The sequence below is a fragment of the Bacillus sp. FSL W7-1360 genome (genome assembly GCF_038592975.1).
In the GTDB taxonomy this organism is placed as follows: domain Bacteria; phylum Bacillota; class Bacilli; order Bacillales; family Bacillaceae_D; genus Shouchella; species Shouchella lonarensis.
In genome coordinates this window covers 1875612-1901632 of sequence record NZ_CP151950.1, presented here as the reverse complement: position 1 = coordinate 1901632, position 26021 = coordinate 1875612, and the positions used below count along the sequence as shown (strand labels likewise).

Below are 26021 nucleotides of genomic sequence, written 5' to 3'. Positions count from 1 at the left end.
GTTTTAGCTATTGCACTACCCTATATTTTGTTTGATATCGGTAATAGCCATGTAGTCAGATTGGCTAGTGCTGTATTTTGGGTGACAGTGCTCCTAATGTGGGCCACCAGAAAAAGCAAAAAAGAAAAAACATCAAAGTAAGTCAACACTGGTAAAGACCTGCAATTCATGCTATGATTTAAGCTCGATAAAGTAATCTTCTTTATTCTCTGCGTCGATGCAGCGATCCCACCATTTTATATTGGTGGGCTTTTTTAAATCCTATATTCCATTGACTTTAACACGATTCTCTTTAAGCTATCCGCGCCATACCTACGATCTTCACGGTCTATGTGTCCACCTTTGGCGACTAGACACACAACTGTATCACTGTCATAGTCGGGACAATCTCCAATTACTGTCCAAGCAGTACCCTCGTCTAAATCAGCCATGATCCACGTATGACCGCGATGCTTATTAAACTTTTGACGTGCTTCTTCTAATCCTTCAAATATTTCTTTCATTTGATCCCATCCCATAACTTTTTTATTATTCTAGTCTGATCAGGGCAAGTTTAACCAAAAAAATAAGCCTAGCCCACAGTGGACGCAGGCTATAGCTCGTCTCGTTTTTGTTTTATTAGCTTTTCCAACTCGTCCAAGTCGTTGTTCGTTGCGTGCTTACGAATAAATGTCCGCGCCTGAGATCGGTACCGCAGGTATCGTTTGTGATCCTTGTTTTTCTCTGCCCATCGTTTGTTATACTCAACCTGATCATACTGTTTTGTCACGTTTTAACGCCCCTAACTCGACTAGCACAAAAAGTGTTACGCCCATGTATGCGGCTGTTTGTAAGATTGTGCTGTTTGTAAAGTACGATACCCACAACAGCACGAGCAGCAGTATATACAGCAGTTTTTTTGTCATAAGTTTTGTGCTATGATAGTATAGAGGGTGTAGAGGGCGCAAGCCCTCCTTAACACCGTCAGTCGCGCGTGTCCGTCTTTCGCGTTAGCGCCCAGACGATGCCAACCGTTGACGCTACGTGAAACAAGATGCGTGCGACTTGCTCTATGTTATCCAGCATTTTTTCACCTCCTTGTTATGATCTATCTTAATTATAATACGCGTATTAGATAAATGCAAGAAGAATCGTTCGACATTTGACGGCATGAGTAAAAACCCCAAAACGTCTATTGGATAAGGGGTTTCACGAATTGAGTATTGCTTTTTTTCATACGTTTCCTTGTTAAGATATAATTGATAAAGTTGCTTTTGCGCGCCACCTATCTTTATCTAGCCATTTTTCATACTTCAACAAAGCGTGAGATTGATTTTCGTTGTCGTGTAATTCTGCCGTTCGTATTTCTTTTTCACCAATAAGGTCTGGAAAAGGATCAGGACTTTTGTAGTAGTCAAATTTGATATTACGACGAAGACTTTTGTTGTACTTATATATTTCCCCCACTGCCCAAGATTCGATGTCTTTTATTAGCCAGCCGTGAGCTTCTTTTTCTGTAAGTGGATTTTTTACCTTCTTATATTGAGATGTACCCTTGTCATTTTCATAAGGTAGGAATGCTATTTTGTTCTCTCCATTAACACTGAAATCAATTTCGAAGTTTTCAACGAGTTTTCTGGCATTACCCATTCCTTCACCCCTTTCACACAGCAGTCCACACTTTTTCAAAATGCTCTCTGTATAGCTCCAACATGTAAAAATTATAGCACATAAAAAATAAGTGTGGAATACTTACGTTTTGACAGCGCTTACGAGGAGTAATATACTTATAAAGTGCATAATAAATACAAAATTTTGGAGGTAGTTTATACATGAGGAAATTATTGATTTTACCAATCGCGGCAAGCGTGATTGCATTAGGTGCGTGCTCCACAACTGAGACAACAAAGACAGAGACGGAAAAGAAAGAAGAGAAGACGGAAGCGGTTGAGAAGAAAGAAGACAGTAATAATGAAGAAACTGGATCAGGGGAAGAAGAGGACGGTGAACTAACTGAGGTTGGCGACACGATCACTGATAAGCTTGGCACACAGACGTTGAAAGCTGTGGCGACAAGTCCCGTAACCGTGGGAAGTGGTGACTTAGATTTTACAATAGATCGTGTGGAATACATCGAGGTAGAAAATGCAGATCAAACGGAGTGGGAAATGATCGGGATTAATCTTGATGATTACAACAAGATCGGAGTTTTACACCTGGATATGAGTATCAAAAACAACACGGAAAAGAGATTAAGTGTTGGTTTCGCGGAAAAACTATTGACGTCAACATCCCAGACGCTCGATCAATTTAATAAGCCAGGAATCATCACAGACACATCCGAAATTTTAGACCAAGATATGCTTAGAGGCACAGAACAACAAGGACGAGAGACATATGTTTTTGAAATAGATGATGCGGATGAAGTTTTAGAGTGGATTGAGCTTTATTTTTATGCCACTTTGGATGATGAGTCAATGGAGTCAATTGACGGAATAGAGGACGTTGTGAAAGTCGAGTTTGATTCTTGATGTCTCGACATAGTGCAAAGATATGATATATAATAAAACAAGCTGAATACTCATGATCGGGCTTAGGCAAAACCTCCTAGAGGGGAGGTGGCGCCATGTCGGTATACGAAGCATTATCGCTTGCAATTGCGACAAATGTGCTTTTGCTGACGTTGTTAACGTTTGTTGTAGTGCTGACTAAACGCGACAAAAAATAGCCCCCATGAGTCTTTAGCGGGACCAAATGGGGACTATCTTCATCACCTTATTTTACCTGCCTAAGCCCGAAAAGGGATTCAGCACACCGTCTTGAGTAGTAGCTCAGGGCGGTTTTTTAATTATATGACTTGTACAGTTATATTATACGTTAATTGTGGGATTGTATGCAAGTGGTTTTGTTTTTAAGGTAGTGGTGTATGTAGTCCACACGTTGACACCGCTTCAAAAGCAGCATAATAATCCACAGTTGAGCTTGCTGATGCAGGCTCTTTGTGCTTGGTTAAATTCGTGCGGAAAAACAACAAAATAATAACGGATAAAACAGCCCGATTTCACCAATTGCGCTTAACCAGTATACTATAGTAAAATAACCATAAGTGATTTTTCTGATCTTTGTTTTATTATTGATTAGCGCAACACAAACTCATACGACAAAACTTTACATATAGATGTCGGGAATTGGCGTACGAATGTATGTTCTTTTTTCTTTACTTAGGCGGTGCCGTGTTGTATAATAGTATTATGTGAATCGGGGTTCATTTATCCACGGAAGATAATGTAGTACCAGTCAGCTTTATTTGTTTTAATTTTTTAATCAATTATATCAAAGTTCCTTAATTAATAAAAAGTGACATAGGGGAGGGCTTGAGATTGGATTTAAGAGGGGAAGCAAAAAAAGCCGTGTGGTCTAAAGGGACAACGCAACATGATTTAGCGTATCAAATGGGGATGAGCGAACAAGCATTGTCGCGGCTCATGCAAGGCAGATCGCTCGATTTCAAAAACACATTTATAGCTGCAAAATATTTTTATAAAGATTCTTGGGCTGAAAAAATGGATGAATATTGCTTAGGTATGACAACAACGGCAGGTGTTATTTCAGCATTTGAATATGCGTACTCTAACGATCGTGACAAATTAACAAAAAAACTCCTGGAGAAGCACAGTAAATCAGAGCAGGAGATCAGGGATTGCCACGCAATCTATAAATCATTTTTTGGATACACAAGCAGCAAAGAAAATGGCGAAGATCGCAAAGAAATTTACTCGAAGTCATTGGAAGAACTGCGATTGTTGTACGGGCATGTAAGCGATCCGGTTTTAAACACTCGTATATTCCTTTTTTTGGGACTTCTGCATTTCGACAACAAAGCACTAGGGGTAATACCGACTTACCGCGGGATGTTTTCACAAAAAATAAACGCGCTAAGGGATACATATGTACGTGACTCGTTGTTTGCGCAATACCACACATTGGAGGCGTCCTATTGTCTATACGCTGACGGAGACGTGGAATTAGCCCGACTTCACGCGGGTGAGGTTATTAAGAATTACACATCTTCTTTTCTTCGGAAAGGAGCCGCTATGCACATCAAAAGTTTGTCTTACCTCTATAAAGATAAACAAAAAAGTATATCCTGCATGAAAGAATCTGCAGAACAGTACAGACGCGGCGGATACCGCAATTATGCCGACGAAAGAGAAAAAGAAAATACTTTTTTTATAAGGAACGTGCATAAAGAAGAATTTTATGACGAGGATCTGCAAGGGGAAGAATTGGCTCACCAATTGATTGTTCGAGGGAAAAACAAAGAAGCCTTGGAAGTTATTGATTGTGCCGTTGGAGGAGACGAAGCGTGTATACAACTTTATAAATCTATGGCGAAAAGAGATGTGCGTGGAATCATGAAGGCGTATAAGTTTTTTTTGAAGCAAGGGTATACATACTTTCTTGAGTTGTGCGAAAATGAACTTGAAGCATTAGTGCACCACAATTTGAAGGAGGAATTAACATGAGAGTATTAAAAAAATGTATGTTGATTGGAGTTGCCGTTGTGGTAATGTCGACGGTTTGGTTATCCGTATCAGGGGAAAGTTTAGCAGGGCCTGGACACCCCACGGTGACCCGCGCTTATTTTGCACCTTACGACTCAGGGCTTTGGAAATAAAAACACTTGTTCGCGTATCGTTTTTATGTATAACTCACATTTCGCATCCTTCCTATCACCCTAGGAAGGATTTTTTCATCCAATGTCGAATGATGTATAAGCAGGTATAAAGCTACCCGAAATACATAGCCAGATGAGGGATGGACATGAACATACAGATTGATGCAGTTTACCAAGCCACGTATTTGAATATGATTAGCGAGCTCATAAAACAATTGAAACTCCCAAGTAAAATCACGAACTTTGTCAATGCCAACGACCAATGTCAGGTGTCGCCAGGAGATGCTGTTCATCTATTATTGCTCGATATTCTTAGTGGCCGTCAAGCCTTGGTACATGTAGAAGAATGGGCAAAAGAGATCGATCTCCATAAACTGTTACATGAAAAAGTCGCTCCTAGCTTTTTTAATGATGACGCATTAGGAAGACATTTAGATCGCTTACATGATGCAGGCATTCACCAACTTTTATCATCGATTTTGCTGGATGTATACAAACACGAGGAGATCCCCTTGAGCGTATTTCACGGCGATACAACAAGCCTGTCCTTGTACGGCGCATACGATCGCCCAAGCCGAACACTGAACATCACAGAAGGATACAGTCGAGATAAACCCGGTTATAAGCAAATTCAATTTGGTGTTGTCGCTAATGAAGATGGCATCCCTATTTATGCGGATGTTCATGACGGAAATGAATCTGATAAAAGCTGGAATCCTCAAGTGTTAGACCAACTCCATGATCAATTCTCACAAGTCGATCTGGATGGGTTCATTTATGTAGCGGACTCAGCTGCAATGAGCGCAAAAACGTTAAAACAAGCGAAAGCTGCGGGCGCAGCGATCCTTACCCGAGGGCCGAATCATTTAAAAATCGTGAAAGCTGCACTTGAGAAAGCAGATGAGACAGACACACCATGGTCCGAGGAAATCTCCTTTGTTTCAAGCAAAAAAGGTGCCACGTACCGCTTATTTGAATGCGCTGATACATATGAGGGACATGACGTGCGACTCATCGTTGCCGAATCCAGCGCATTAGACAAGAAAAAAGAAAAGACACTAACAAAAAAACGAGAACAAGAACACGCGATGATCGAGAAGCAACAACAAAGCTGGATAAAATCACCGTTTCATTGCGAAGAGGATGCAATAAAAGCCTTTAGCGAGTGGGAAAAAGAAGCAGGTCTCTGTTTTCATACGGTTCAACCAAACATTCGCGCCACCGAGGTAACGAAGCGGAAGCGCGGCCGCCCGAAAAAAGGTGTAGAACCTGAAGTCCAAACGCACTACATCCTTGAAGTAGAGAAGACGTTTGATGAAACAGCTTTTGCACACGCAAGAAGAAAGGCTTCACGTTTTGTACTTGTCACAACAGTGCCAACCGAGTGGCAAGGAGAACCTGCGTGCCCGAAGCGTTTGCTTGAGCTTTACAAAGGACAGATCAACGTGGAGATGAACTTTCGCTTTCTCAAAAACCCTTTTTATATCGATGATGTCTATGTCCATAAACCAGAGCGTGTTCAAGTACTTGGTTACTTATTTCTTCTCGCCCTTGTCATTTATCGAGTCTTCCAACGACGTATCCGGCAACATATTACCACAGCGCATCCAATGAAAGGAGCCGGTGGTCGAACGCTAACAAAGCCTACAGGAGAGGCGATTTTTCAGCTATTTAAATACATTCAAGTGGTTGCCTTTACGCTACCAGACAACACAAAACAAAGGAGTTTTTCACGACCGCTTACGTATGAACAACAAAGGGTGTTAACCGCGCTGGGCATGGATGAATCGATTTACCTGTAATCAATTCCATATGAATGAGCCATGGAAAAAAATTTGCCTCTTCCATGGCTTTTCGGGTAGCGTTAAATCTATAGGTAAAAAAAGGAATTTAATTCTTGGTTATTCCACCTCGGAGAGGTGCGAAATGTGAGGTATAATTGAAAGTGCGGTAAGAAACTGAACGGAGAATTTTGACTCACGTACTACTCCAAACAAGTCAAAAAAAGAGCACCCATGCGCGGGTACTCTCGGAGTGGCTGGCGTGATGTCAAATTACATATATGTATGTAAAAAATAAGGGGGAAAATATGCGAGATGTTATAAATCTTGAACACCTGATACTTCAAACAACAGATAGTACCGATGAATTGAAAAAACTAATAGCTATCCTTGAAAATCGCGAAAGGTGCGAAGGGTTTGAACAACGTACTTAGCTTCATCAGAGGTTAATTCTTTCCCGTCGACTTTAAGAGTGTATCTATCCAACACGTCCCTGTCCGATAAATCAGGGAATTCATTCATAAACCTTTGGGCACTATGCGCAGAGGTTTTTTCTTCTTCTTCCGTAATTCTTCCGCATAGATAATCTAATGAAACGTGAAACATATCCGCTAACGCTTCTGCTATGTCCGTCCCCAGCTTGTTTTTGCCCTTTTCTAAGTCATAAAGATATGTCGGAGTGATCCCGAGACGTTTTGCCACCTCTGGACCCGACATTTTTTTTTCGTTTCTTATCTTCCTGATATTGTTGTTTTTTTCATGCACTTCAAGTCATCCCTCTCAAGTTTGTTCTAAATTCTGTTGCGTTAAGAATGTCAAAACCTAAGCGGCTGTAACAAACGTCCGGTTTGCGTATATAATTCTGTTGCGTTAAAAAGCTATTTGCTTAATAATAACATGTTTGCAACAAAGGTCAAAATGAGTATATAGCTCAAAAATGGAGATATTCAGAGTAAAATATAGATATACATTCATTTTTGTGCAATAATAAGCTAATAAAGAGTTATTTACTATATTTTAAGGGTTGATATATTGAGCAAATAGCTATATAGTAAAAAGTGTGAAGGGGGCGCAAGAAAAAAATGAACTTTACACCGACAGTTAAAACGGCGATGAAAAATGCAGGGTTGAAAAAATCCGATCTTGCCAGGATGACAGGTTACAGCTATCAATATATACGCGATTTATTGCGAGGGGATCGAAGGTGGAATGAAGATACTATAGAAAGAGTATCAGGTGCATTAGGGATAAAAGTTGATTACAAACTTTGTGAAGAGGTGAGTGACGTTGATAAAACGCGCGTTTGAGAAAAACGGTATAACATTAGCTGCATTATTGGTATCAATGTCAATGGTAGCAACAATCGTAATAATGCCTGATCCTCCTAATCCCACGGTTGAGGAGCAACAAGAGCGGCAGGATCTAGCAGACGCAATTAAAAAGGCGAGGGAGGGAAAATAACATGCTATCAGCCGAAAAGATGCGTGAGAAATCACAAACGATGCTCGATATTGAGCGAGAAAAAACCTTGCATGAAATCTTTAATAGGATGAGTAACGCCGTCTACGCAGGTAAAACACAAATGGTCGCAACGCTCGATAACGTGTTATGCGGATGGGAAGATGTTAACTACTACACCGCTAACTTGGGGATGTTTGGATACCAGGTGTTAAAAACAGAGACGCAAGGCGAGCAATTAATACTACATATTAGCTGGGAGGGATAACGATGAATGAATTGCAGGCAAGAGAATTGAAAGAACTTGAAAGCATTGACTTTATCCACACAGAGGAAGAAAAAGAACGGTTTAAGATTACCGATCAGGCGCAATTGAATTGGGCGTTTAGAAAGTTGGCAGCGTTAAATGATAAAAAGCGCGGCGTGGAAGAGCTAGCAAAGCAGGAAACAGAACGCATCAACGAGTGGAAACAGGCAGAGCTTGCGCCCGTTGATAAATCAATAGAAGACTTTACAGCCTTGGTGCAAGACTACCACAGTCGAACATTACGAGACGATCCAAAAGCCAAGACCCTTGCTACTCCACACGGTAAGTGCAAGAGCACAACCCGTAAACCAACACCAGTTGCAGCAGATAAGGACAAGCTGTTGGAGCATGTTAAGGCATCCGGCATGACAGATTTTGTGAAAATTAAAGAAGAAGTCAAGTGGGCTGATCTAAAAAAGGAATTGAATGTGGTCAAGCTAGGCGACAAAGAAACCGTCATCGACTCAAACGGGCAAGAGGTTGCAGGTGTGGTAATCCAGCCAGAAACAACGACTTACAAAATTGATCTGGGGTGATTAGATGCAAAAATATACTGTTTATGCAGATGTTGATATACGGTTTTGCACTAACGTCGTGGTCGAGGGAAACTACAAAAAGCGCAATGACCCGCGTATAAGGATTGACGCGAGGAAAAAAGCGCAAGAAATGGCGTTTGACGAACTGACTGTGACAGGAAAAGAGTACAGCATTAACTTTGTGCACGAAGGTGAAAGAGGGTGATGAAACATGTTTGAAGTCCACACGGCAAGGAGAGAGAAACAAAAGGCGGTTGTCGGGTTAATTGGACCGTCTGGCGCAGGTAAGACAGTAGGCGCGCTAATGATTGCTAAGGGAATGATGCAAGCTGCTTACCCCGATGCAGACGACTCCACATTGTGGTCTAAAATCGGCGTGGCTGATACGGAGCATAAGCGGTCGATGTTATATGCCAATGTTGATTTTGGTAATGACAACAAGATAGGTGAGTTTCTCCATATAAATTTTGACCCACCGTATAGTACAGACCGTTATCAAGCGGCAGTTGAAGCACTAAAGCAAGCAGGCGCGGAAGTAGTGGTCATTGACAGCCTATCCCACAACTGGCAAGGCGAGGGCGGCATAGTCGATCAACATGCAGGTATGTCGGGTAACTCGTTTCAAAATTGGGGCAAATTGTCATCAGAGACTACAAAACTTGTAAAAACACTCACGCGTAACAATGTACACATCATCGCGACATTGCGCACCAAGCAAGAGTATGCCGTTGAGACAAACGACCACGGGCGCATGCAACCAGTCAAGATTGGCACAAAACCCGTGCAAAAAGATGAGATGGAATACGAGTTTATGCTCAATTTTAGTCTTGACATGAGTAACAAGGCGGTAGCAACAAAGGACAACACGCTACTGTTTAAAGATCAAGAAATCAAGCTCACGCCTGATATCGGCAAAAATCTATATAACTGGCTGGAGTTGGGCGCAGATGTGAAAGCAGAGGAAGACCGTGAGCGGCAACATTTGTTGGATGATATAAAAATAGCAATTGCCAACGATGCCGAAAAGAAAAAACTGGTAGAGCAATTCGAGTTTAAAACAGGCATGAAAATTGAAGATTTTGACTACAAGTACACGAAAGCAGCACACGAAAAACTAAAACTTAACTAGGAGTGATTTGAATGTCAGTTTTGAAGATGGATTATAGCAATGTAGAAGGATTCGAAGCGGTTAAACCGGGCAAATACGAGGTAATTGTACACAACTACGCGGAAAAGCAATCTGCATCAGGGAGCAACATGTTTGTTGTGGATTATGAGATTCGCAACGATGTTGATCAACCTTATGGAGGGCGTAAAATTATGTTTGATAATTTTGTTGCCACAGAAAACAGCCAATGGCGTTTTGCGGCACTGGGTAAAGCAGTAGGATTGCCGGAAGGTACGGAATTCAATAGCTACAAAGAATGGGCAGATATGGTTTTAAATAAACCATTGCAAGTGATTACAGGTTACCGAGAGCATAACGGTCAAAAATATGCGCAAGTCAAAGGCTTTGAAAAATCTCAAGTTGCACCACCGGAAGCTGTCAAAATTGATGATTCGGATGTGCCTTTTTAGCAGATAGACGATTGAGGGGCTTCGGCTCCTCTCCATACATAGACGAGGGAGGAGGTAAGGAATGGCATACGATTTTAATAACATACCGGACGAGTTACAAGAGTGTCCACAGTGGGTGTTATGGCGTAAAGAAACGCGTGGAGATAAAGCAACAAAGGTGCCATATCGGGCAGACGGGATACACGCAAAGTCAAATGATCCAAGCGACTGGATGCAGTTTGATAGGGCAGTGCAGTCGTATAACGACGGCAAATATGACGGTATCGGTTTTATGTTTACGCAAAATGATCCGTTTATAGGCGTGGACATAGACCATTGCATAGATGGCAAGAGTTATAGCGAGATGGCACAAGATATAATTCTTAGTCTTGACAGTTATACAGAGAGATCACCGAGTGGCGAAGGACTGCACATCATTATAAAAGGTGAGTTGCCTGAGCGTGTCAAAAATACAGGTGCAAAAAATCCTGAGAAAGGATTAGAGATATACAGGCATGGACGTTACTTTACATTTACCGGCGATGCAGTGCATCCAACAAGCGTGCAGGAGCGCACAGACGAGATTAAAGCGATATTTGATGCTTATATACCAGACAAGCGGGCAGGGCGTAGACAGCGAGAGAGCAGCCCACAGGGGGATGGCTTTACTGCATTAAAAAGCGACAGCGAGTTACTGGATGAGATGTTTAATGGTAAGAACGGTGCAGCGATAAAAAAACTGTGGGAGGGACATTTTGAGGGAAATGACCATAGTGGGGCTGATTTGTCCCTTTGCAATCACCTAGCGTGTTATACAGATCGCGACACCGCGCGTATGGATGCACTATTTAGGCAATCGGGATTGATGCGTGATAAATGGGACAGCGCCCGTGGTGACAGCACATACGGAGCCGACACCATACAAAAAGCCGCAGATGAGTGCGTTATAACTATATCGGAGTATAAGGAGCAAAAAAGGCAAGAGAGACAAGCGGCGCAGCAACAAAAGAGCGATGCAGGGGCTGCACAGGGTGCACAAGAGCAACCGCGATTTAACTTGACGGAGCTTGGCAATGCAGAGCGTATAAAACATTATGAGGGGCATCGTTTAAAGTACTGCAAAGGTATAGGCTGGCTTGTGTGGGACGGTAAAAAGTGGGCAAATGACGAGATGGAGCGGCTGGACAACATAGTGTCGGAAACCCTCAGGAAAATTTACGCGGAGGCGCACGCCGAACAGGACGAAGACTTAAAAAAAGAGATGCTGAAATGGGCAAAGAAAAGCGAGTCGCTAACAACGACAGATAACAGCATAGAGAGACTACGCCGGAAATCACCTATCTTAAAATCAAAACTAGACAGCCACGAGATGCTTTTTAATTGCAGTAATGGAGTTATAAATTTGAAGACGGGGGAGCTAATGCCGCATGACAAGGAGTTATATCTCACGCAGATCACGGACGTTGAGTATAACCCACACGTTGAGTGCCCGACATGGTTAAAGTTTTTAAATGACATTATCGTAGACAAATCAGGCAAAACGGATGCAGATACAATAAATTATTTGCAAAAGGCGTTCGGGTACTCGTTGACAGGGAGCACAAAAGAGCAATGTATGTTTTTTCTGCACGGCGGAGGTAAGAACGGTAAAAGTACCCTTGTGTCTACTCTACGAAATGTTTTAGGTGATTATGGCAGGCAGTCAGACGCAAAGACATTTATAGAGCAAAAAAATGAAGGTGTACGAAATGACATTGCCGCGCTTGACGGATCACGGTTCGTCGCCGCAGTCGAGTCAAAAAAGGGACAGCAATTAGACGAATCGCTTGTAAAACAATTAACGGGCGGCGACAGCATTAGAACACGTTTTTTATACAAGGAATCATTTGAGTTCACGCCGGACTTTAAAATATTTTTCACGACCAATCATAAGCCGATCATAAAAAATGATGATGAGGGTATATGGCGACGGGTGCATTTAATCCCATTTAACGCGCACATCCCACCAGAAGATCGAGACCCAGACTTACTGGACAAGCTACGGGCAGAAGCGCAAGGCATCCTCAATTGGCTGGTACAAGGAGCCATAAAATGGCAAAAGGAAGGACTTGAAAAGTCGGAAATGGTGGAGCAGTCCACACGTTTTTACAGGGAAGAAATGGACATATTAGCACCATTTTTGGATGAAATTTGCATCAAGCATACTGAAGCAAAAGTAGAAGCGAAGGTACTTTATAGCCAATACAAAGACTGGTGCTTCAAAAACGATGAAGATTTACAGGTTACTTCTAGTCGGAATTTTTACCGGATGATGGAAGAGCGGGGTTTCAAAAAAGATCGAGGGGCGAAGAATAAGATGTTTATTTTTGGCACGGGACTAAAAAAAGACTATTTCAAGCCCGTTCATGGAAAGAAAGGCGCTACGGTTGCTTTAAAAAGTAACCCAGAAAAAGCGGAAAGTAACCCGATTAGTAACCCAGACAGCACATTCATCAGTGTTGAGTTAGATTAATCAGAAAATCTTTTATCCTAGTTGCATCAAGGGTTCTGAGATGAAAAAGAATATTGTTTTTATTCTGATGGGTTACTTAGGTTACTTAGGTTACTTTTATATAAAAAAGTACCTATAAAGAATATATACATATAGACAGTGTGTGTGTATATATGAACCCAGTTTATTTCTGAAAAGGTAACCTAAGTAACCCAAACGGCGAAAACCCTTGCTACATCAACATTCCGTGGGTTATTAAAGGGGTTACCTAAGGTTACTAAACGGGTTATGGGGTTACTTTTTGAAAGTCACAGGGTTGATAAACAGTTTTTTACAATAGAAGAGGGGGCTGATTTACATGCATCCTATGAAAATAATAAAGTCAGTCAAAATTGAGGGCGGATCAATAAGGTTAGTGGATGGCGGTTTGAAAATTGAAGATTCCAGCCACGTAAGCGAAGCACTGCAATCTTTTGTGGGAGAAAACAAGGTCCGCATTGCTAAATACTTGCGTGGTGATTATGACGAAAAGAAAGGCAAGATAGACGACGCCAACGACAAACTTGTGGATTTCATGACGGGCTACGATGTTGACACTCATAAGGCTATAGACGAGTTTTTGCGAGCAGATGCCGTTGCGATTGATCTAGTAGTAAAGCGGATGCAAATACTCTGGCATCAAGGTTGGCAAGGTGTGGAATCAACGAGCAACTACGAGGACGCAGAGACGGACAAGCTAGCGGAGGAAATTTACAACCGTGCTGTCGACTACGGCAAAAGAAAAAAGGGGGCGGCGTGATGGGGTTGGCGTTTAAATATACTAAAGCGGAGATTGAGCGGATACTGAAAACGCTCGTCATCACCGTGGACACAAGAGAGCAACAGAATCAACATGTGCTGGAGTATTTCCGGCACAAAGAAATCCAGTTTGACAACTGCACAATGTCAACAGGCGACTACGGTTGCTACATACCAAAAAACGAGGACATGGGCATCATGCGAGACTTACACATCAGCGGATGCATCGAGCGTAAAAACGGTGTGGATGAGTTAGTGGGTAGCATAAAAGATCGCACACGCTTTGAAAACGAGCTAATACGAGCATCAAAAGCACCATTTGTCTTGTTGGTCGAGGATGTCGGGGGCTATCGCAAGATTTTAGAGGGTAACTATAGGAGCCAATACACGCCGCAAGCGCTGTTAGGTAGCTTAAAAACCTTTGAAGCTCGTTACAACTTTAGCACGGTGTACATCGAGCCAGCGCACACGGGTAATTACATTTATCATCATTTTAAATATTTGGCAAAGGAGTTGCTAAAAGCATGAACTATGTAACTGGTGTTAAATTCAAAGTTTTTACTGTGGTTGACAGTGGACTTTTAGAATACAAGTTGAACAGTTTTTTAATCACAAACCCAAATGTAGAGATAGTAGACGTGAAGTTGTCTACATCTAAGAATAAGTATGATGCGCACTGTGTCACAGTGTTGATTGTATATAAGGAGTCGTTAAAAGAATGAGTGCTATAAGATCGAGCACCTCAAAGAGTATACGCGAGAAAATAACAGCAACAAAGGTAGATGACGAGATTTTACGAGAGCGCAGATCATCATGTTATAAGACGGGCACAGACTTGGTGTTAGTAATCTCCCATAAAAGCAAAATCAAGCTAGTTAAAGAGGTGCAAGCAAAAGAGTCACGCGGATGGGAGTGTGCGGAGCCTATCAAAGAGCAGGGTGGGCATTATGTTGCGAAAATGACATTTAAGCAGCGATAAAAATAAAAGGGGTTGAGTAGTATGACATTTGACGAGTACCAAGAGCTTGCGCATAAAGAGTATGTAGATCATCCAGAGATTGATACAGTGACCTATCATCATTTGCAAATGGTTGAGTCGATAGGCAGGTTAGCGCTAGGCATCAAACAAGAGACGTACCACAGAGTGGACATGTCGCGACAGCAGGCTTATCTACTGCTAGGACATATATTGCGAGATTACGCCAACTTGCATCGTGTTTTAAAGTGTGACTGGGTCGACTTACCTAAGATTGATCTAAGCATCGTGTGTAACTTAGGCGGGATAAGCGTTGAACGCGAGTGTTTAGACTTATCTACGGCGGAGCTACAAGATGTCGGTAAGCACTTACGGGCAATAGCTTATCACTACGGCATCAGCTTATCAGATGCAGCGGAATATTGTGTAATTCGGGACGAACTAGAGGTATATGTTGCCTTTTAAAATAGGAGGGATTGAATATGTCAATCGGCGAAAACTACGGTTTTAAACGCATCGAAGCAAGCAACTACCGCGATCTAAATAAGAAAATCTGGTCGTTTATGGCAGATAGCCGCATCAACATTGTGGAGTTAGATATAAAAATGCCAGACGGAGCAGCGACAGCGGAGATTATATATAAGGAGATGATGTGAAATGAGTTATGGCGAACCTGAAGGGCTATACGTAGAGATAATTTACAGGCTTGATGGGGCGAGTATGCAGTTAACTGTTAACATGTGGCTAGAGCAATGTGGAGCAGTTGAAGTGATGGATATACAGTTTTTAAGCCAAGAAAGTGCGGCTATTATATATCGGTGACGAAGATGGCGATAGAGTATGACCGGAGCAATTTAAAGAAAAGGAGATGGAATAAACATGAGTTACACAAAAATAAACCTCAGCCCGAGCGCTTACGTTAATGTGTTGGAATATGCAGGGGCAGAAATCTTGTTTTTTATGCCGATCGGCAACAACAAAAAAGGCTGGTGGTTTGCTAAGGTTAAGCATTTGAACCGCCAGGGGTGGGTGCTGGATAGATACGGAAAAGAAAGTAAAGAGTTTTGGGAAAAGACACCCTGTAGAAATATCGGATTAGGCTATTTGAAAGTTATGAGGGAAGCTGATTGTTTACGAGGTGAAGTGAGACACCTTGCGTATAGCGGCTATATTACCCTGGATGAATTGAATCAGGTTTTGGATTTTATTGATAAAGCGGAAAATGATAGGTTGGATAGCGGCGTAAAAGATGACAAAGTTCGGCCGTCATACTACGCCGGCAAGATTGAGACGTTTGAGTACATGCGAGACAAAATGACGAGTGAATCATACGAGGGCTTCTTGGCTGGTAATGTGATTAAGTATATCAGCCGCTATCATAACAAAAATGGTGTTGAGGATTTGAAAAAATGTCGGGTGTATCTTGATAAATTGATTGAGCATAAAGGGGAGAAGGGAAATGGATAAAAAAAAGCTTGTGGAACACATCAATAATATCGTCAAAGAGGAAACGCGGAAGCTAAGTGAGGTTAAGATCAAAATCCAAGAAATCGATGACATGGGTATGATTCCTGATTCTGGCATTGGATGGCGCGGGGGTTACTCTGAGGGGCAGTTGGTTTTGGCGCTGAAAATTCAGAAACATTTAGAAGGAGAAGAAAATGATTGAGCATAAGGAGGGGCAGGGATGACAACAAAAGAGGGATCGCTTGAAGAATTAAAATGGGAAATGCTGCATTTACGGGATGACTTGAAGGTGATCACAAAGAATGTCAATAACGAGATTTACGAATATGACAGGCTAGGTGTTGACGACCCACGCCGTGAACGTGACTATGCTTTTTATCAGGGGCAGTTACTGATTGTTGAAGAGGTCTTAGACATGATTGGAGTTGGCGAGGATGATTAAGTCCAAAATCGTTTATGAAGAATGGGAAGAAAGCGGTTTTGATACATCGTGGAAGTCAGAAAAGAACGGTCTGGATAGGGCTACTTATTTTGAATTAAAAGCGGACGGTTATAGTGACATGCAGATTTGCAAGAAATACGGTTTGCCTAATAAAAAATTGATTGTGTTACGTGCAGAGTGGGGTTTAAGCGGGATATTGACTCAGCGTTGGATGAGCAATCTGGATCGAGCAAGAGAACAAGAAACGCAAACATTTAAAACGGGGTGATTGGATGATTGAACTGCAAAATATTGATAAGCGCAAAACACAACAAGCTGTGGAGTCACTCTTTGATAAGTACCGTCTTTATAAATATGTTGGATTTGATAAGCGATCAACGCAACTTGTGCAGGTGCTTAGCGACATGCCACGTGGTGGTGGGACAAGTGATCAAACGGCAGATGTCGCAATGCACAATGCGGATGCGGAGACTTTATGTAAGATGTTTTGCGACAGGATAGAGCAAACTGTGGAGTCACTGCCGGAAGTGGAACAATTTTTAATCAAACATCGCTACATGTCACGAGACGCGTCATACATGACGGACTTAAAAATGTATACCGTGGTGTTTGATCCACCTGTGAGCAATAAGTTTTATTATAAGGTGCGCGGGGAAGCGTTTTACAAATTGTCACTTATGTTATTAGGAAATGGAGAGGGGAATAATAAAGATGAAAAGATTGGTTGATTATCCCGAGGTTATGGAGCCGAAACACGTAAAGCAATTTCTAGGTATCAGCGAAACGAAGACATACGAACTTTTAAATCAACAGCCGCCGCCGTTTCGTTTTGTGCGAGTTGGGCGTTATATCAAAATTTCGAAAGAAGCATTTAGAAAATGGTTTGAGGGTGCCTGAGTTTCAGGTACTCTTTTTTTGACCCTTAATGCACCAAGAATAAAATTGATACGAATTTTGATACGAAAATTTATAGTGTCGGGTGGTGTTAGGCGTGTAGACTTTTCATATCCGCTCAATAAATCCCTTTAAAATGAAGGTTTTTAATGGTTTAATGGTGTCGTGTTGAGTTAGAACAAGTAAGGAGCTTTGTTCTGGCAGCGTGGAGGTCAGGGGTTCGATCCCCCTAGACTCCATATTGGGAAACCCTTGTGTGACGGGGGTGAGATCAGCGTAAAACAAAAGAGCAAACACCATCTGAAAGATCGGTTGAAGCACTCCAAGCAGAGTTAGAACACTTACGTATTATTGTGGGGGCACCACTATTACAAACATTATACCACACACTTGATAGCGTTTGCGAAAAATAGTTTCATTGTGCTACACTGAACTATACTGAACAGGCAATAACATACGGGTCTTTAAGGGTGGCGGCACTTCCCATAGAAGGGAGGTGTTGCGGATGACGACATTTCAAGTGCTGATGCTTATGATTGCATTTGCAGGTTTGATGGTGTCGGTTACATCACGAGACAACAAATAAACCGCCCTTAGAGCGTGCCAGCTTGTTAGGGGCGGTTTTTACCTTACCAGAGTTAGGCTGTCCCTCTTAAAGGGAACCCAGTTATTGCAGACCATGGGTGTTACCAGCACCTGTGGTCATTTTTAGTTTATGCATCTCTTGAGCTCAGTATACATGCAGTGTGTGGGATGCGTCAAGTGTATTTTTGATGTGCAAAAATACGGTTCTGGGTCCAAATATTGAATCTGAGTCTATGTTTTAAGCGAAAGATAATGATCAAATGAAGTTGCAAACGTCGTTAAAAATTATAGCGTTGAGTATTCACAGTGGAGGGCACTATTTGGATAGGACAATATTTTGCTCTAAAATGTCTTTAAAGTAAAGAAACAGCAATAAAAATGTAAAAATGGCGCATGCCATTGGGGTGCTTTTTTTTTTTGGTATTTTCCCAACGTGGCATGTTTTATTTCTTATGAATGTATCTCTATTTACTCACAATTAAGACATATAAACCGACAAAAAAATTTAAATTTAGACATGATCCTTGTGGTCTTATGATCGACCTTTCCCAATCATTGAATCTCTTAAGTTGTGATATATTGAAGTCTATCACATTAAAAATGGGATGGTGAAAATGTACTTCTTTAGGCGTATCCTTTAGAAAAAGGGATCATGTATATTTTCATTGAATTCCAATAAAAAGAGGAGTGAGGTTTTTTGTTTAATAAAAAGAGAATGTCAGTGTCGTTTTTGTCTACGGTGTTATTTGTCAGTGGTGCTACGATGATTGCTTCTGCGGAAACATTGGAGAATGAGAAGGAAAGGTATTTAATTGGCTTTCAAAGTCAACAAGTGTTAGAGTCGTACTTAGATTCGTCTCAAAGTATGAGTACATCGGTGTCTGATGAATTGTTTAACTTTTCTGTGGAACACACATATAAAGAGATCGAAGCGGTGTCAGCAAATTTAACGATGGAAGAAGCAGCGCGTTTGGAGGAAGCACATGGTGTTGCTTATGTGGAAAAAGATGAGGTCATGACCATTTCGAGTCAGACTGTTCCGGATAATATCGAACAAGTGAAAGCACCGGTTGCCCATCAACGTGGTTTAACAGGTGCAGGTGTAAAGGTGGCTGTGCTCGATACAGGGATTGCCCCACATCCGGATTTACACATTGCTGGTGGTGTGAGTTTTGTTTCTGGAGAAGATTATGAAGATGAAAATGGGCATGGCACCCATGTGGCGGGAACGATTGCTGCACTTGACAATGGCATAGGTGTCGTCGGTGTGGCGCCAGAAGCTGATTTGTATGCAGTGAATGTACTTGGCAAAGAAGGTGCAGCATTGACAAGTGTTGTGATCGAAGGGATTGAATGGGCAATAGAAAATGACATGGATGTTGTTAATTTAAGTCTTGGTGGCGGTGCACCTTCTCAAGCACTGGAAGAAACAGTTGATGCAGCAAGAGAAAAAGGGATTCTCGTGGTTGCGGCTAGTGGAAATGCAGGGACATCGTCCATTGATTATCCTGCTCGATACGAGTCAGTAATTGCTGTCGGGAGTGTTGACAGTGACAATAAAAGAGACGCTACTTCCCAATACGGTGATGGTTTAAGTCTTGTTGCGCCGGGTGTTGATGTTTTGAGTACATTTTTAGACGGGGAGTATGTAGAGGCTTCAGGTACATCAATGGCTACACCGGCTGTGGCTGGGGCAGCAGCGCTTTTGAAAGAACAATACCCTCACTGGACGGCCAATGAAATTGAGCAACGTCTCTTATCGGAAACAACAGCAATTGGGCCAACGTTTGAATATGGGCAAGGCTTGTTAAATCTTGACTTGGCAACGAAATAATGAAAGAAAAAGAACTGGACCTTTGTCGTTACAACCTAATTGTAGCGGCAAAGGTCCTCTTATGCATGAAGGCAAATTAATCAATTTTTTTGCAAAAAGACAGAATGCGTGTAATACGCCGGGGCATGATTGCTGCTTGGACATATGATGTAGGGAGCTGTCGGTTGGGACAGCAATATGGATAAAGGGGGCGTCTATCTTGAAAAATTGTCGTAAGTGCAAGAAGTTCCAAAAGCAAGAGCAGTGCTTTGATCAAGTACAATACTTTGAGCGGAGTGCAACAAATGGATGTGGATTATTAACTGGTCGGTGTCCAGAAGTCAATGTGATTGTCAATGGCAATGGCAACGGCAATGGTAACGGCAATGGCAATGGACTATTAAATTTCTTGTAGTTGTTTGAATGTGATACAACGTATTGTGTAATGATGATCGTGCTTGCCTTTGCATGCCTTATGCAGAGGCATTTTTTGTGTTTGTTTTCTGAAACAACAAATCTGACACAGACTAATCATGTATCTAAATTTTCAGACCTAATATAGAGGAATTTATTTCTTTGTGTCGAAGAGTAGAAAGGAGCGTAAAAATAAGCAAAGGGGCGATGAGGTGATGGTCATCATCGAAAAAATGGTAATCAATATCTTTGTAATGTTAGTCCCAATACTTTTATACATTTTGCGATCAAATGGAGGGTTCAAGGAAAAGAAGTCCTTCGTCATGGTGATTTCTATGAGTGTTGCTGCCTACCTTTGTTTTCAAGCATCAATTCAGGATGTATTGTCTTTTTTAGCAGTATGTAGTTTACCGATTTTGCTGGCATTTTTTTATGGAGGAAGGTGGGCCGGTTGGATTGTTGGCATGGTTTCAACAGTGACATGTCTATTTTCATATGGGATCGGTTGTTGGTCCATGTTCACACAAATTTTGTTTGTTTGTTTTCTTTGTACAACGGTCATTTCTCGTTTTGAGCAGTTACAATCAAAATGGTTAAGAGTTCGATTTGCTTTTTTTATTGCTTTTGCTGCACTCGTAAGTCAAATTGCAATCATGTTTTTTTCGATGACCGCAGGTGGAGAACAAGTGCAATTAGATGGAAAAGTCCTATCAGAGGTGTTGCTCATGTTGGCCGTGACCAGTGGCATTGCGTTTTTGTTAATATTATTGTATGAATCCATGCGACAAAGGGAGCAATTGGTTGCACATATACTTGATGTTGAGAGATGTTTGACATTAGGAGAGTTGGCGTCTTCCATTGCACATGAGATTCGCAACCCACTGACAGTTGTAAAGGGGTGTTTAGAGCTGTTAGATGAAAAGAGAAAAAGAAGTGAATATCATGATGTAATTGTAAATGAAATTACACGTGCAGAAGAAATTATAGGGGATTACGTTAGTGTTGCCAGCCCTACAATTGAACCACGAGGAGCGGTACTGGTAGATGAAAATGTCCGTAGTGTTGTGTCTTTGTTTGAAGCGTATGCACGCAGAAGAGGGTTAAGTCTTACTTACCAATGTGAACATGGGTTATATGTTGAAGCAATCGGTGCAAAGTTAAAGCTCGCTTTGGCAAGTGTAATTAAAAATGCCATTGAGGCGACAGAATCTGGTGGGGTTGTCACAATTACAACGTATTTAAAAGAAAATAAACAGGTTGTGTATGAAATTAAAGACAATGGCGTGGGCATGACGGCACAGCAACTTGACAAGATCGGTACAACTTATTTTACAACAAAAGAATCTGGAACGGGGTTTGGGACGATGATTTCAATTAAGCTGATTCAAGAGATGGGGGGACAAGTGACATACGAAAGTCATTATGCAGAAGGAACAAAAGTACATATTGTGTTTCCTTTACTTAAAAAGGGTGAAGTGTCTCAACAACGTGAAGAAGAATAATAAAGGTAAAAAAAGGAATTTTAACAGCGCATGTATATGCCTTCGTTGCAAGTTTGATCAGCTTTATAGGGCAAAGTGTCTGTTCTCATTTCACAAACAATTTCATTTGCACATATGAAAAGGTTTACAAAGTAACAGCTTTCTTTTACAATGCATAGAAGCAGGAATGCCGACGTTTGAAGTATTTTGTCAGCAAGAATGACGCAGCAACAAAAAAAGATGTTGTGAAAGCGTCACCTGAAAAGGAAAGGAGTTTTAAAATGCAAGCATTGTTAGGAGAGCTCATGGGTACGATGGTGTTAATCATCTTTGGCGCAGGTGTTGTTGCTGGTCATGTGCTGAAAAAAACGAAGTCTGAAAATGCTGGTTGGCTGTCAATTACAGTTGGCTGGGGATTTGCGGTAACAATGGGGGTGTATGTGGCTGGAACAGCGAGTGACGCGCATCTAAATCCGGCTGTTTCGTTAGCGCTTGCAACGATTGGTGAGTTTGCATGGGCGGATGTGCCGTTTTATGTGATCGGTCAATTACTTGGTGCATTTATTGGCGCAGCGATTGTTTTTGTACACTATTATCCACATTGGGAGAAGACAGAAGATACAGGGGCTAAATTGGCTGTTTTTTCAACTGGCCCAGCAATTCGCCATTATCCATCAAATTTTATAAGCGAATTTATTGGTACAGCTGTGTTGTTATTTGGCTTGCTAGCAATTGGTGCGAATCAGTTTGCAGAAGGGCTCAATCCGTTAGTCGTTGGTGTGCTAATTGTAGCCATCGGTCTGTCTTTAGGTGGGACAACCGGTTATGCTATTAACCCCGCGCGTGATTTTGGACCACGGCTGGCGCACGCGATATTGCCAATTAAAGGAAAAGGTACGTCTGACTTTCGTTATGCATTGGTGCCAATTTTAGGACCAATTGCAGGTGGGATTGTTGGTGCACTTGTGTTTGTCTGGTTGTTAAAATAGAAATAAAGGGGAGCTATAAAAATGACACAGCAATATATTCTGGCAATTGATCAAGGAACAACAAGCACACGGGTCATCTTATTTGACCAAGCAGGGAATATGGTCCACACGGTTCAACGTGAATTTACGCAACATTTTCCACACCCTGGCTGGGTAGAGCATGATGCCAATGAAATTTGGGGTTCAACGCTTGCCGTGATGGCAGGACTTTTCACGGAAACAGACATTTCTCCTAAGCAAATTGCAGCTATTGGCATTACAAATCAGCGTGAGACAACGGTGGTTTGGGACAAAAAAACAGGTAAACCCATTTATCATGCGCTCGTTTGGCAATCGAGACAGACGCAACACATTTGTGATGAACTTAGAGCAGCAGGACACAATGAGACGTTCAGACAAAAAACAGGGTTGTTGCTTGATCCGTATTTCTCTGGAACAAAGGTAAAGTGGATTCTCGATCATGTGGATGACGCACGGGAACGAGCAGAAAATGGGGAGTTGTTATTTGGTACAATTGACTCATGGCTTATTTGGAAGTTAAGTGGTGGTGCAGCTCATGTGACCGATTACACAAATGCGTCGCGTACATTGATGTTTAACATTCATGAATTGAAGTGGGATGACGAGTTGCTGTCATTGTTAGATGTACCAAAAGCGATGCTACCTGAAGTAAAATCATCTTCTGAAGTGTATGCGCACACTATTGACTACCATTTCTTTGGACAAAAAGTCCCGATTGCTGGTGTTGCTGGAGACCAGCAGGCGGCGTTGTTTGGCCAAGCGTGTTTTGAAAAAGGAATGGTGAAGAACACATATGGCACGGGCTGTTTTATGTTAATGAATACAGGAGAAGAAGCAGTCATCTCGGAAAAAGGCTTGCTTACGACCATTGCGTGGGGGCTAGATGGAAAAGTAGAATACGCACTAGAGGGCAGCGTATTTGTCGCAGGTTCAGCAATCCAGTGGTTGCGTGATGGACTACGCATGTTCAAAGATGCAAAGGAAAGTGAAGTGTATGCGACACGCGTGACATCAGCCGATGGTGTGTATGTTGTGCCAGCATTTGTCGGTCTGGGGACACCTTATTGGGACAGTGAAGCACGTGGTGCTATGTTTGGTTTGACTCGGGGGACATCAAAAGAACATATGATTCGTGCAACATTGGAGTCACTTGCTTATCAGACGAAAGATGTGATGGAAGCAATGGGGGCAGATTCAGGTATTACGCCGAAAAAGTTGCGCGCAGATGGCGGGGCAGTGAGTAACAACTTCTTGATGCAATTTCAAAGTGATTTATTAGATGCACCAGTAGAACTCCCAACCGTAAAAGAAACGACAGCGCTTGGTGCTGCGTATTTGGCTGGTTTGGCGGTCGGTGTGTGGAAAGACAAAGAAGAAATTGCGAATAAATGGAAGTTAGAGCGTGCTTTTGAAGCAGAAATGGATGAAGAAACGCGTCATGATCTTTATACAGGTTGGCAGAAGGCGGTTGAAGCTACGATGACGTTTAAACCAAAGTCTTAAGTAAAACCTTTACAACAGTTGAAGATACGGTTATACTAAACGTAAGTTAATGAGATGGTCTTGAGTATATGAGGGGATCACAGTAATCAAGAGGCGGGAGACGTCTTATTTGATGATGCTGTGGTCCCTTTTTGCATGATTGGATATGCTAGGAAAGAACGGGATAAATAGAGCTGGAGGATGAGGGATGACGTTTTCTTATAAGGATAGGCAAGACGCGTTAGAACAGATGGGAAAGGAACAACTGGATTTGCTCGTAATTGGTGGTGGCATTACTGGTGTAGGCATTGCGCTTGATGCAACGACGAGAGGGATTTCAACTGGGCTATTGGAAATGCAAGACTTTGCAGCAGGCACGTCGAGTCGTTCAACGAAACTTATTCATGGTGGCTTGCGTTATTTAAAGCAATTTGAAGTGAAGCTTGTTGCAGAGGTTGGAAAAGAGCGGGCTGTGGTATATGAAAATGCACCACATGTGACGACACCCGTGCGAATGATGCTGCCTTTTTATCAAGGAGGGACATTTAACGCATTGACGACGTCGGTTGGTTTGGCTGTGTATGATCGGTTAGCCGGGGTAAAGAAATCAGAGCGGAGAACGATGTTGAAAGCGAAAGCAGCAGGAGCACAAGAGTCATTGTTGCGACAGGAAGGATTAAAAGGAGCGGGAATGTATGTCGAGTATCGGACCGATGATGCGCGCTTAACGTTAGAAGTAGCAAAGACGGCTGCTGATCGTGGTGCTAAATTAGCGAACTATGTAGAAGTCACATCATTTTTGTATGAGGAATCGCGTCTTGTTGGTGTTGTTGCCACAGATCGGATCAAGAAAAAACAAATGCACATTTACGCAAAGAAAATTGTCAATGCAACAGGACCGTGGGTCGATCGTTTACGAGAATGGGACCATTCGAAAAAAGACAAAACGATTCACTTAACAAAAGGTGTACATCTTGTGTTTTCCAGACGTCATTTCCCGTTGAATCAGGCGCTGTACTTTGATACACCTTTTCAAGATGGACGGATGATGTTTGCAATTCCACGTGGAGAGAAAGTGTATATTGGCACAACGGATACGAACTATGATGGCGATCAACAAGAGCCGGGTGTCACAAAAGAAGATGTTGATTATATTTTGCGGGCAACAAATGGGATGTTTCCAGGTCAGCAACTTACCATTGCTCATATTGAATCCAGCTGGGCTGGTTTACGACCGCTTATTCATGAAGAAGGAAAAGACCCATCCGATATTTCTCGCAAAGATGAGATTTTCCATTCGAAAAGTGGACTGATGACAATCGCAGGTGGGAAATTAACAGGGTACCGCAAAATGGCAGATACAATTGTAACGATCGTTGCTGATGCGTTATCAAAAGAAACAGGTCACTCTTATGGTCCATGTCAAACGAAATCGTTGGCATTATCAGGAGGAGAAGTTGGTGGTGCCGATGCTTTTAACACGTTTAAAGAAAAGCAAATCGCCCTAGGGAAGACACATGGTTTAGACGAAAAAACAGCACGTACTCTCGTAGAACGCTATGGATCGAATGTACCCGCTGTGTATGCATATTTGAATGAAAAGGAAAGGGAATTATACGGACTTGATAAACAAGTGTGGGCTGCACTACGTTATGCAATTGCGCATGAATTGGCTTTAACACCAGTCGACTTTTTGTTGCGAAGAACAGCTTATATGCTATTTGATATTGGCATGGCACGCACATGTAAAGCTGGTGTTGTCAAGGCAATGAGCGTACTGCTTCATTGGACGGCAGAAGAGCAGAAGCATTACGAAAAGGAACTGGATGCCAAGTGGCAGTTGTTGACACTAGAACAGATAAGGTAGGGATG

The 26021-nt window shown here is 42.0% G+C and carries 34 protein-coding genes; 30 read left to right on the top strand and 4 right to left on the bottom strand.

Going from position 1 to position 26021, the window contains the following annotated elements; all coding sequences use genetic code 11:
• Positions 1-254: 254 nt before the first annotated feature.
• From NSQ26_RS09775 to NSQ26_RS09765, 3 genes are all read right to left on the bottom strand, one after another.
• Positions 255-503: a hypothetical protein gene (locus tag NSQ26_RS09775; protein ID WP_499718006.1), complete on the bottom strand. Its 249-nt coding sequence runs from the start codon at positions 501-503 to the stop codon at positions 255-257.
• Between the two features lie 89 nt (positions 504-592).
• A complete protein-coding gene (locus NSQ26_RS09770; RefSeq protein ID WP_499718005.1) occupies positions 593-769 on the bottom strand; it encodes a hypothetical protein in 177 nt (58 codons plus the stop codon).
• A 458-nt stretch (positions 770-1227) separates the two neighbouring features.
• A complete protein-coding gene (locus NSQ26_RS09765; RefSeq protein WP_499718004.1) occupies positions 1228-1629 on the bottom strand; it encodes a hypothetical protein in 402 nt (133 codons plus the stop codon).
• Positions 1630-1811: 182 nt separating this feature from the next.
• Here NSQ26_RS09765 and NSQ26_RS09760 point away from each other — a divergent pair, with 182 nt between their 5' ends.
• From NSQ26_RS09760 to NSQ26_RS09740, 5 genes are all read left to right on the top strand, one after another.
• On the top strand, positions 1812-2510 hold the full coding sequence (locus NSQ26_RS09760) for a hypothetical protein (protein WP_499718003.1): 699 nt from the start codon (positions 1812-1814) through the stop codon (positions 2508-2510).
• A 95-nt stretch (positions 2511-2605) separates the two neighbouring features.
• Positions 2606-2707, top strand: a complete 102-nt coding sequence (locus NSQ26_RS09755) for a putative holin-like toxin (RefSeq protein ID WP_499718002.1) — start codon at positions 2606-2608, stop codon at positions 2705-2707.
• Positions 2708-3389: 682 nt separating this feature from the next.
• Complete coding sequence (locus tag NSQ26_RS09750; RefSeq protein WP_499720032.1) at positions 3390-4505, top strand: AimR family lysis-lysogeny pheromone receptor; 1116 nt, start codon at positions 3390-3392, stop codon at positions 4503-4505.
• Positions 4502-4657: a hypothetical protein gene (locus NSQ26_RS09745; RefSeq protein WP_499718001.1), complete on the top strand. Its 156-nt coding sequence runs from the start codon at positions 4502-4504 to the stop codon at positions 4655-4657. Before NSQ26_RS09750 ends, NSQ26_RS09745 begins: the two co-directional genes overlap by 4 nt.
• 146 nt (positions 4658-4803) lie before the next feature.
• Positions 4804-6459: an IS1634 family transposase gene (locus NSQ26_RS09740; RefSeq protein ID WP_499717752.1), complete on the top strand. Its 1656-nt coding sequence runs from the start codon at positions 4804-4806 to the stop codon at positions 6457-6459.
• Between the two features lie 363 nt (positions 6460-6822).
• On the opposite strand, the gene NSQ26_RS09735 is transcribed toward NSQ26_RS09740, so the two are convergent.
• The gene (locus NSQ26_RS09735; protein ID WP_499718000.1) at positions 6823-7203 is read right to left on the bottom strand and encodes a helix-turn-helix domain-containing protein; all 381 of its coding nucleotides are present in this window, start codon (positions 7201-7203) and stop codon (positions 6823-6825) included.
• 317 nt (positions 7204-7520) lie between these two features.
• On the opposite strand from NSQ26_RS09735, the gene NSQ26_RS09730 reads away from it, so the two are divergent.
• From NSQ26_RS09730 to NSQ26_RS09610, 25 genes are all read left to right on the top strand, one after another.
• On the top strand, positions 7521-7745 hold the full coding sequence (locus NSQ26_RS09730) for a helix-turn-helix domain-containing protein (protein ID WP_499717999.1): 225 nt from the start codon (positions 7521-7523) through the stop codon (positions 7743-7745).
• Positions 7746-7900: 155 nt separating this feature from the next.
• Positions 7901-8164: a hypothetical protein gene (locus NSQ26_RS09725; RefSeq protein WP_499717998.1), complete on the top strand. Its 264-nt coding sequence runs from the start codon at positions 7901-7903 to the stop codon at positions 8162-8164.
• A 2-nt stretch (positions 8165-8166) separates the two neighbouring features.
• Positions 8167-8739 carry a host-nuclease inhibitor Gam family protein gene (locus tag NSQ26_RS09720; protein ID WP_499717997.1) on the top strand — a complete coding sequence of 191 codons (573 nt, stop codon included), beginning with the start codon at positions 8167-8169 and terminating at the stop codon, positions 8737-8739.
• Between the two features lie 4 nt (positions 8740-8743).
• Positions 8744-8944, top strand: a complete 201-nt coding sequence (locus NSQ26_RS09715) for a hypothetical protein (RefSeq protein WP_499717996.1) — start codon at positions 8744-8746, stop codon at positions 8942-8944.
• 6 nt (positions 8945-8950) lie between these two features.
• Complete coding sequence (locus NSQ26_RS09710; protein WP_499717995.1) at positions 8951-9868, top strand: AAA family ATPase; 918 nt, start codon at positions 8951-8953, stop codon at positions 9866-9868.
• 11 nt (positions 9869-9879) lie between these two features.
• On the top strand, positions 9880-10317 hold the full coding sequence (locus tag NSQ26_RS09705; protein ID WP_499717994.1) for a DUF669 domain-containing protein: 438 nt from the start codon (positions 9880-9882) through the stop codon (positions 10315-10317).
• Between the two features lie 61 nt (positions 10318-10378).
• Positions 10379-12808, top strand: a complete 2430-nt coding sequence (locus NSQ26_RS09700; RefSeq protein WP_499717993.1) for a phage/plasmid primase, P4 family — start codon at positions 10379-10381, stop codon at positions 12806-12808.
• A gap of 337 nt (positions 12809-13145) precedes the next feature.
• Entirely contained in the window at positions 13146-13586 is a 441-nt protein-coding gene (locus NSQ26_RS09695; protein WP_499717992.1) for a hypothetical protein, read from the top strand.
• Complete coding sequence (locus NSQ26_RS09690; protein WP_499717991.1) at positions 13586-14113, top strand: ERCC4 domain-containing protein; 528 nt, start codon at positions 13586-13588, stop codon at positions 14111-14113. Before NSQ26_RS09695 ends, NSQ26_RS09690 begins: the two co-directional genes overlap by 1 nt.
• 472 nt (positions 14114-14585) lie before the next feature.
• Positions 14586-15026, top strand: coding sequence for a hypothetical protein (locus NSQ26_RS09685; RefSeq protein ID WP_499717990.1), 441 nt, complete (start codon positions 14586-14588; stop codon positions 15024-15026).
• A 17-nt stretch (positions 15027-15043) separates the two neighbouring features.
• Positions 15044-15217: a hypothetical protein gene (locus NSQ26_RS09680; RefSeq protein WP_499717989.1), complete on the top strand. Its 174-nt coding sequence runs from the start codon at positions 15044-15046 to the stop codon at positions 15215-15217.
• Between the two features lies 1 nt (position 15218).
• Positions 15219-15383 (top strand): hypothetical protein, encoded by a 165-nt coding sequence (locus tag NSQ26_RS09675; RefSeq protein ID WP_499717988.1) that lies wholly within the window; start codon positions 15219-15221, stop codon positions 15381-15383.
• Between the two features lie 57 nt (positions 15384-15440).
• Positions 15441-16028, top strand: coding sequence for a DUF3310 domain-containing protein (locus tag NSQ26_RS09670; protein WP_499717987.1), 588 nt, complete (start codon positions 15441-15443; stop codon positions 16026-16028).
• A complete protein-coding gene (locus NSQ26_RS09665) occupies positions 16021-16230 on the top strand; it encodes a hypothetical protein (RefSeq protein WP_499717986.1) in 210 nt (69 codons plus the stop codon). Before NSQ26_RS09670 ends, NSQ26_RS09665 begins: the two co-directional genes overlap by 8 nt.
• Positions 16231-16248: 18 nt before the next feature.
• On the top strand, positions 16249-16470 hold the full coding sequence (locus NSQ26_RS09660; RefSeq protein WP_499717985.1) for a hypothetical protein: 222 nt from the start codon (positions 16249-16251) through the stop codon (positions 16468-16470).
• Positions 16463-16738 carry a hypothetical protein gene (locus tag NSQ26_RS09655; protein ID WP_499717984.1) on the top strand — a complete coding sequence of 92 codons (276 nt, stop codon included), beginning with the start codon at positions 16463-16465 and terminating at the stop codon, positions 16736-16738. The genes NSQ26_RS09660 and NSQ26_RS09655 overlap by 8 nt, the downstream gene beginning before the upstream one ends.
• 4 nt (positions 16739-16742) lie before the next feature.
• Positions 16743-17198 (top strand): ArpU family phage packaging/lysis transcriptional regulator, encoded by a 456-nt coding sequence (locus tag NSQ26_RS09650; protein ID WP_499717983.1) that lies wholly within the window; start codon positions 16743-16745, stop codon positions 17196-17198.
• A complete protein-coding gene (locus NSQ26_RS09645; protein ID WP_499717982.1) occupies positions 17182-17367 on the top strand; it encodes a helix-turn-helix domain-containing protein in 186 nt (61 codons plus the stop codon). The genes NSQ26_RS09650 and NSQ26_RS09645 overlap by 17 nt, the downstream gene beginning before the upstream one ends.
• 502 nt (positions 17368-17869) lie before the next feature.
• Positions 17870-17950 carry a putative holin-like toxin gene (locus NSQ26_RS09640; protein ID WP_367576276.1) on the top strand — a complete coding sequence of 27 codons (81 nt, stop codon included), beginning with the start codon at positions 17870-17872 and terminating at the stop codon, positions 17948-17950.
• A gap of 696 nt (positions 17951-18646) precedes the next feature.
• A complete protein-coding gene (locus NSQ26_RS09635) occupies positions 18647-19783 on the top strand; it encodes a S8 family peptidase (RefSeq protein WP_499717981.1) in 1137 nt (378 codons plus the stop codon).
• Positions 19784-19982: 199 nt separating this feature from the next.
• Positions 19983-20177 (top strand): hypothetical protein, encoded by a 195-nt coding sequence (locus NSQ26_RS09630; RefSeq protein WP_499717980.1) that lies wholly within the window; start codon positions 19983-19985, stop codon positions 20175-20177.
• Between the two features lie 322 nt (positions 20178-20499).
• Complete coding sequence (locus NSQ26_RS09625) at positions 20500-21678, top strand: ATP-binding protein (RefSeq protein ID WP_499717979.1); 1179 nt, start codon at positions 20500-20502, stop codon at positions 21676-21678.
• 260 nt (positions 21679-21938) lie between these two features.
• Positions 21939-22646 carry an MIP/aquaporin family protein gene (locus NSQ26_RS09620; protein ID WP_090774846.1) on the top strand — a complete coding sequence of 236 codons (708 nt, stop codon included), beginning with the start codon at positions 21939-21941 and terminating at the stop codon, positions 22644-22646.
• A gap of 21 nt (positions 22647-22667) precedes the next feature.
• Positions 22668-24170 carry a glycerol kinase GlpK gene (glpK, locus tag NSQ26_RS09615; RefSeq protein WP_499717978.1) on the top strand — a complete coding sequence of 501 codons (1503 nt, stop codon included), beginning with the start codon at positions 22668-22670 and terminating at the stop codon, positions 24168-24170.
• A 187-nt stretch (positions 24171-24357) separates the two neighbouring features.
• A complete protein-coding gene (locus NSQ26_RS09610) occupies positions 24358-26016 on the top strand; it encodes a glycerol-3-phosphate dehydrogenase/oxidase (RefSeq protein ID WP_499717977.1) in 1659 nt (552 codons plus the stop codon).
• Positions 26017-26021: the final 5 nt, after the last annotated feature.